This window comes from Clostridium sp. (assembly GCF_030532265.1).
GTDB lineage: Bacteria > Bacillota > Clostridia > Clostridiales > Clostridiaceae > Clostridium.
In genome coordinates, this window is sequence record NZ_JAUNLM010000084.1 from 1 (window position 1) to 5,712 (window position 5,712).

7 protein-coding genes and 1 riboswitch are annotated in these 5,712 nt (G+C 26.8%); of the genes, 2 read left to right on the forward strand and 5 right to left on the reverse strand.

All coding sequences use genetic code 11. From position 1 onward, the window contains the following. Positions 1 to 410: amidohydrolase family protein (locus tag Q4E08_RS11325; RefSeq protein ID WP_303131038.1), on the forward strand; the 410-nt coding region annotated here is incomplete at its 5' end. A gap of 471 nt (positions 411 to 881) precedes the next feature. On the opposite strand, the gene Q4E08_RS11330 is transcribed toward Q4E08_RS11325, so the two are convergent. From Q4E08_RS11330 to Q4E08_RS11350, 5 genes are all read right to left on the reverse strand, one after another. Further along, positions 882 to 1,847, reverse strand: a complete 966-nt coding sequence (locus Q4E08_RS11330; RefSeq protein ID WP_303131039.1) for a nucleoside hydrolase — start codon at positions 1,845 to 1,847, stop codon at positions 882 to 884. 103 nt (positions 1,848 to 1,950) lie between these two features. Beyond that, a complete protein-coding gene (locus Q4E08_RS11335; protein ID WP_303131040.1) occupies positions 1,951 to 2,637 on the reverse strand; it encodes a radical SAM protein in 687 nt (228 codons plus the stop codon). Positions 2,638 to 2,702: 65 nt separating this feature from the next. Beyond that, positions 2,703 to 3,410: a B3/4 domain-containing protein gene (locus Q4E08_RS11340; protein WP_303131042.1), complete on the reverse strand. Its 708-nt coding sequence runs from the start codon at positions 3,408 to 3,410 to the stop codon at positions 2,703 to 2,705. Between the two features lie 72 nt (positions 3,411 to 3,482). Further along, a riboswitch (guanidine-I (ykkC/yxkD leader) is annotated at positions 3,483 to 3,578 on the reverse strand. Between the two features lie 61 nt (positions 3,579 to 3,639). After that, complete coding sequence (locus tag Q4E08_RS11345; RefSeq protein WP_303131046.1) at positions 3,640 to 4,776, reverse strand: glycerate kinase; 1,137 nt, start codon at positions 4,774 to 4,776, stop codon at positions 3,640 to 3,642. Positions 4,777 to 4,798: 22 nt separating this feature from the next. Then, positions 4,799 to 5,209: a peptide deformylase gene (locus Q4E08_RS11350; protein WP_303131044.1), complete on the reverse strand. Its 411-nt coding sequence runs from the start codon at positions 5,207 to 5,209 to the stop codon at positions 4,799 to 4,801. A 244-nt stretch (positions 5,210 to 5,453) separates the two neighbouring features. On the opposite strand from Q4E08_RS11350, the gene Q4E08_RS11355 reads away from it, so the two are divergent. Next, positions 5,454 to 5,712 (forward strand): DUF4317 family protein (locus Q4E08_RS11355; protein ID WP_303131045.1); only part of this gene is annotated, 259 nt, incomplete at its 3' end.

The following is a 5,712-nucleotide window of genomic DNA, read 5'->3' on the forward strand; positions in this document are numbered from 1 at the left end:
ATGACACTTATCCAAAGAGAAGAGGTCTTACAAGAGTTAAAGAATTAAATGATGCTGGAATTAATGTTTGTTTTGCTCAAGACTCAATTTCAGACCCATGGTATCCATTAGGAAATGGTAACTTAATGAATATATTAGATGCTGGAATTCATATATGCCATATGATGTCTTTTGATGAAATTAATAATGCATTAGATTTAATTACAACAAATGGTGCTAAAACTCTTCACATTGGAGATAAATATGGTATAGAAGTAGGTAAAGATGCTAACTTTATAGTTTTAAATGCTAAAAACGAATTTGATGCAATACTTGAAAGAGTTGGTGTTAACTGCTCTGTTAGAAAAGGTGAATTCTTATTTAAGAGACAACCTGAAGTAATTGATACAAACGTTACTTTATTAAAATAACTATATAAATTATAGGAATCAATCAATTTAGATGTTATAAGGGGAATTAACATAAATTAAGTTTATTAAAAATAAAGATTTATAAATACTATTATAGGGGAAATAATTTTATTAATACAAATATTTATAATTCATATTTAATGGAGTTTAAATAATTTTATTAATATAAAAATTTATAAATAAAGGTTTATTATAAAGTCAAGTTAACTATTACAAAGAAAAATAATTCAATTTTAATTTTTTTAAAATAAATATAAGTTATAAGACTAATTAAGGGTAAGATACAATTTTCAATGTTTATATAAAAAGATACTTTACAGAAAATATATGACCAAAATAAGAATTTAACTTTATTAAAATAAATATAAAGTTAATTATAATACCAACAATAAACAAAATTTTAGTAAAAAACTATTTTGTTTATATAACAATCACTCTTTAAAATAGCTATAAAAAACTAAGGATATATTTTTAAAATATATCCTTAGTTTTTTTTGTAGATAAATTTAATATTGATTCATTTAAATACTCTACTACCTTTGGTGAATTTACATTAATACAAACCCTCACATTCGGATTAGATTCTCTTACCTTTTCTGCATAAGCTATTGTTCTTCCAACTGAAGGCCCTTCTTGTTCAACATTTAAATAAAGTGGTAACATTTCAAACCATTCTGGATGAACTGCTGCAATTACTGCTGAAGGGTCATGTAAATAAGAACCATTTACTCCTGGTGCTATTTCATCATGAATATGAATATAATAATCAACAGCATCAGCTAATTTTCTTCCTGTTTCAGTATTAGTTTTTCTCCATTTATCTGTATCAGTAAGTTTAAGTACTGAACGAGTTGTAACATCAAGTCCAACCATTATAACATTAGCCCCACTATCAAATAATAATTTTGCTGCATATGGATCTTGAGAAATATTAGCTTCTGCAAATGGACTAACATTTCCAGGAACAGTTAATGCTCCACCCATAATAACAATTTGTCCAACTTTTTCTGCAATTGTTTTATCTATTTGCAAACCCTTTCCTAAATTAGTTATAGGACCTGTTGCTACAATTGTTAAATCTTTTCCGTATTTATTTATCATATCTACAATATACTGTGCACCATTATTGTGTATATCTTTTTGTGATTCTTTTAAAACAACTTCTCCTATACCGTTTTGTCCATGAATTTTTGCTGAAATTTCTAATCTCTCAAAAGAATCTTTATTTAATGCATGATTTTCACCTGCATATACAGGAATATTTTCATTCTCTGTCATAGTTAAAATGCTTGCTACATTTTTAACTCCTTGTTCTGTATAAACATTACCGTAAGTTCCTACTACCCCTAGTAGTTCAATTTCTTGACTTCCTAGAGCAATTGATAGTGCCATTGCATCATCAATTCCAGTATCTAAATCTAAAATTATTTTTTTCATACTCTATACCCTTTCATATGCTAAATTATAATTAAACCTAAATTGATTAATATTATATTATCAATAAACTTTTTCTTAAATTGTAATGAAAATCAAAAAAATTTTATACTAATAACTCATTTGAGATTTCAGCATATCTTTCATCACTTATTCCAAGCTTTTCTTTAAAAACTTCATCATTCATTCTTTCAATAATTATTTTATCAGGATTTATTTTTTCAATAATGTTCTTTAACTTTTTAACTGATTCATCATCATCGTTATATCCCTTAATTATAGTAATTTCAAATATAAATTTCCCTTCATATTGTTTATTAAACTTTACCATGCTTTCAATGTATTCTTCTAGTGTATAACCTTCAATAGGTCTTTGTACTTTTTGAAAATCTTCTTCTTTTATTGCTTTTATTTCCCCAATTATTTCATCACATTTATTAGCAATTTTTATATATTCATCTCTACCTAATATATATCCATTAGAAAGTAATCTTACAGGTATTCCTTTTCTTTTAATTAAATCGATAATATCACTTATTTTGTCATTTACTAAAGCTTCTCCCTTTGAATTAATAAAAATTAAATCTGGTTTTGTATCTTCAATAGTTTTTTCAAATTCAATTAATGCATTATCCATTTTATCAAAAGAAGTTTGTGTATCTATTTTATTTATTGATCTTCCAATTGGACAAAATATGCAATCAAAATTACAATACTTCTCTGGAAGTACGTTCATTTCAAGTACCCTTTTTCCATCTTCAATATAAATATCTTTGTAAGTAAATTTATCCACTATGTTATCCCCCTTAAGTTTGCTAATCTTTGTATTTAAATACGTTTTTATTCACTTTTAAATTATTAATTAATTTCTACTTCTTTATTATTAATATCAAGAATTGAAATTTTAAAATCTCCACCTAATTCTTCATTAACTATTTCAGCTAATTCTTTTAATGCCTTTTCAAACTCCTCTGTTCTTTCCTCATCAATTAATTCTATACATAAAAAAGCATTTTTTGTATCTTCAGTAAGCATTGTTCTTACTGATTCACGCCAGTTAAAGCATCTACAAATTGCACCTGCATCATCTTTATATACAACTTCACCTTCACATGGTGGTGCACTTTCATCACTTCCTAATGTTATAAAAGGCTCATCTCCAACTGCTTTAGTTAATCTTATATTTCCAACAAATTTATCTATGTCTTCACCACCACATGGCATAGCATATTTTAAAGAAATAGAATTATAAATATCAACTAAAGGATTAATTGTTCCTATATGATTCCCATTATTAACTCTCTTTAATAAAGCTTCAATTGATGCTCTTGCACCTTTCTTTTTCTTAAATTTTTGGAAAGCATCTCTCCAAACCTTTATAACTTGATTTTTGCTAAATTCTGAATTGTTTAAATGTGTTAATGCTTCTTTTTCAGCACTTAAAATCATATCCTTATATTTATCCTCATCTTTTATAGAATTATTTATGCCTTTACAAACAATAACTCCAATTTTTGCATTAGGAAACAGCTCCCAAAAGTCATTTTCAATAATAAATTTTTTCATTTGTATAACCTCCCAAATCTAAATAAAATCCTTAATTATAAATAAAAAAAGCCTTAGAAATATCACAAAAATATCTCCCAGGCTTTTATCCTTCCGTGTACACAAAAATGTGCGTTTTCTCTCGGACCTGCTAATTTTTAAAATTACGGAACCCTAGAAAACTTAAATATATAATTCCATTTTAATTTATGAGTAAAATTTATACTTTAATTTTATCATAGTGAAAATTCTAAATCAATTTTATTTCCTTTAATAACCTACAAATATTTTCTGTTGTTCTTTCTATATTTTCTGGTCCTTTCTTTAGAGCTTCTTCTAAAGTTGTTGCTTCTTTAAGTATTCCAAATATTGATGTTATACCAAGATTATACAATTCTGATGTTCCTTCTCCAACTCTACCGGCTAAGGCTATAACTGGTATGTTGAAGGATTTTGCAAGACTTGCCACCCCTATTGGAGTTTTTCCAAATTTCGTTTGAAAGTCTATGCTACCTTCTCCAGTAAATACATAATCTGCATCTTTTATTTTTTCCTTTAAGAGAGAATATTTTATTACTATATCTATTCCTTTAAGTAACTTAGCATTACAAAAGCCTAAAAGTGCAGCTCCAAGACCACCTGCTGCCCCTGCACCTTCTACATTTATATTTTTTCCTAAGGCTTTTAAAACAACTTCTGAATAATTTTTAAGGGAATTTTCTAAAATATCAATATCCTTTTCTGATGCTCCCTTTTGTTTTGCAAATACTTTTGTAGCACCATTTTCACCTATTAAAGGATTTTTTACATCACAAGCTACTTCTATATTTACATTAAATATTCTCTTATCCATTTCACTTATATCTATATTTTTTAAATCTTTAAGGCTTTCTCCACCAAATGATAACTCATTACCTTCATCATTTAAAAACTTAACACCAAGGGCTTGTAACATACCTGCTCCACCATCATTTGTAGCACTGCCTCCAAGTCCTATTATTATTTTTTTAACACCTTTATTTAATGCTTCTTTTATTAATTCTCCAGTTCCATAGGTTGTTGTTATAAGAGGATTTCTTTTGTTCATTGGAACTAACTGTATACCACTTGCTTGTGCCATTTCTATTACAGCAACCTTTTCTGTACCGAGTATTCCAAACTTTCCTTTTACTTTGTTACCTAAGGGACCTGTTACTTCTTTTTCGTATATTGTTCCATTTGTTGCATCAATTAATGATTGTAATGTCCCTTCACCACCATCAGCCATAGGAACATGAATACATGTTGCATCTTTGAATACTTTTTTTATTCCCTTTTCCATAGCTATGCAAACTTCTTTTGCAGTCATGCTTTCTTTAAATGAATCTGGTGCCAATACAAACCTCATCATAAATAACACTTCCTTGGATTTATATTATTATTCCTTCAAAATGGTCTATTTCATGTTGAATAATTTGTGCAGTAAAGCCAGTAAATACACCTTTTTGTTTTTTGAAATTTCTATCAAAGTATTCTACTTCTATTTTTTCATATCTTGTTGTTTTTCTAAAACCTGTTAATGATAAACAGCTTTCTTCTGTTTCATAACTGTTTTCTTTTTTTAATATCTTTGGATTTATCATAGGAATTATAAGGTTTCCTACAGTAAATACTAATATACGTTTTTTTATTCCTATCATGTTTGCAGCCATTCCAACACAACGGTCTAGGTTTGCTCTTAATGTATCTTCTAAATCATTAATAACTGATATATCATCTTTAGTTGCTATTTCTGATTTTTGACTTAAAAATAATATATCTTTTACTACTTGTTTTATCATATTTTTTCAGCCTTTCTTTTTTGGGATTATAATTTGTTTTGTATTTTTTGCTTTATTAATTTTATTTCTCTTATTAGATTATACATTATGATTATAGTTTAATAAGAATAAATTCAAAATAGTTTAAATAAAAATGCACACCTTTTTGATTATTTTATATTTATTAATAAATTCTTTAATTCCCCCTAAAAAAATACTATACTTAAATAATAAAATGAAAAATACCAAATTGAGGAGTTTATATATGAGAAAAAAAGATATACTTGAGTTAAAAAAGCGTTTCAAAAAAGATTACTGCACCTTCAGTAAAATGTGTGGTTGCTATGTTAATGGAGAAAAAAACATACTTTTAAAATTTAGAGAAACTTTCCTAAACTTAGATGAAGATGAATACTTCAAATACTTAGAAATTGCAAAGAAAGTTCTATCTGGAACAATAGGCAACAACATTTTAGAGCTTAACTTTCCTCTTAACGAAGATCTTATAAATGAAAAACAAATTT

Coding starts and splice junctions, on each gene's coding strand:
- Q4E08_RS11340 (WP_303131042.1), bottom strand. CDS start 3,410: ATGAAAAAATTTATTATTGAAAATGACTTTTGGGAGCTGTTTCCTAAT.
- Q4E08_RS11330 (WP_303131039.1), bottom strand. CDS start 1,847: ATGAAAAAAATAATTTTAGATTTAGATACTGGAATTGATGATGCAATG.
- Q4E08_RS11350 (WP_303131044.1), bottom strand. CDS start 5,209: ATGATAAAACAAGTAGTAAAAGATATATTATTTTTAAGTCAAAAATCA.
- Q4E08_RS11345 (WP_303131046.1), bottom strand. CDS start 4,776: ATGAGGTTTGTATTGGCACCAGATTCATTTAAAGAAAGCATGACTGCA.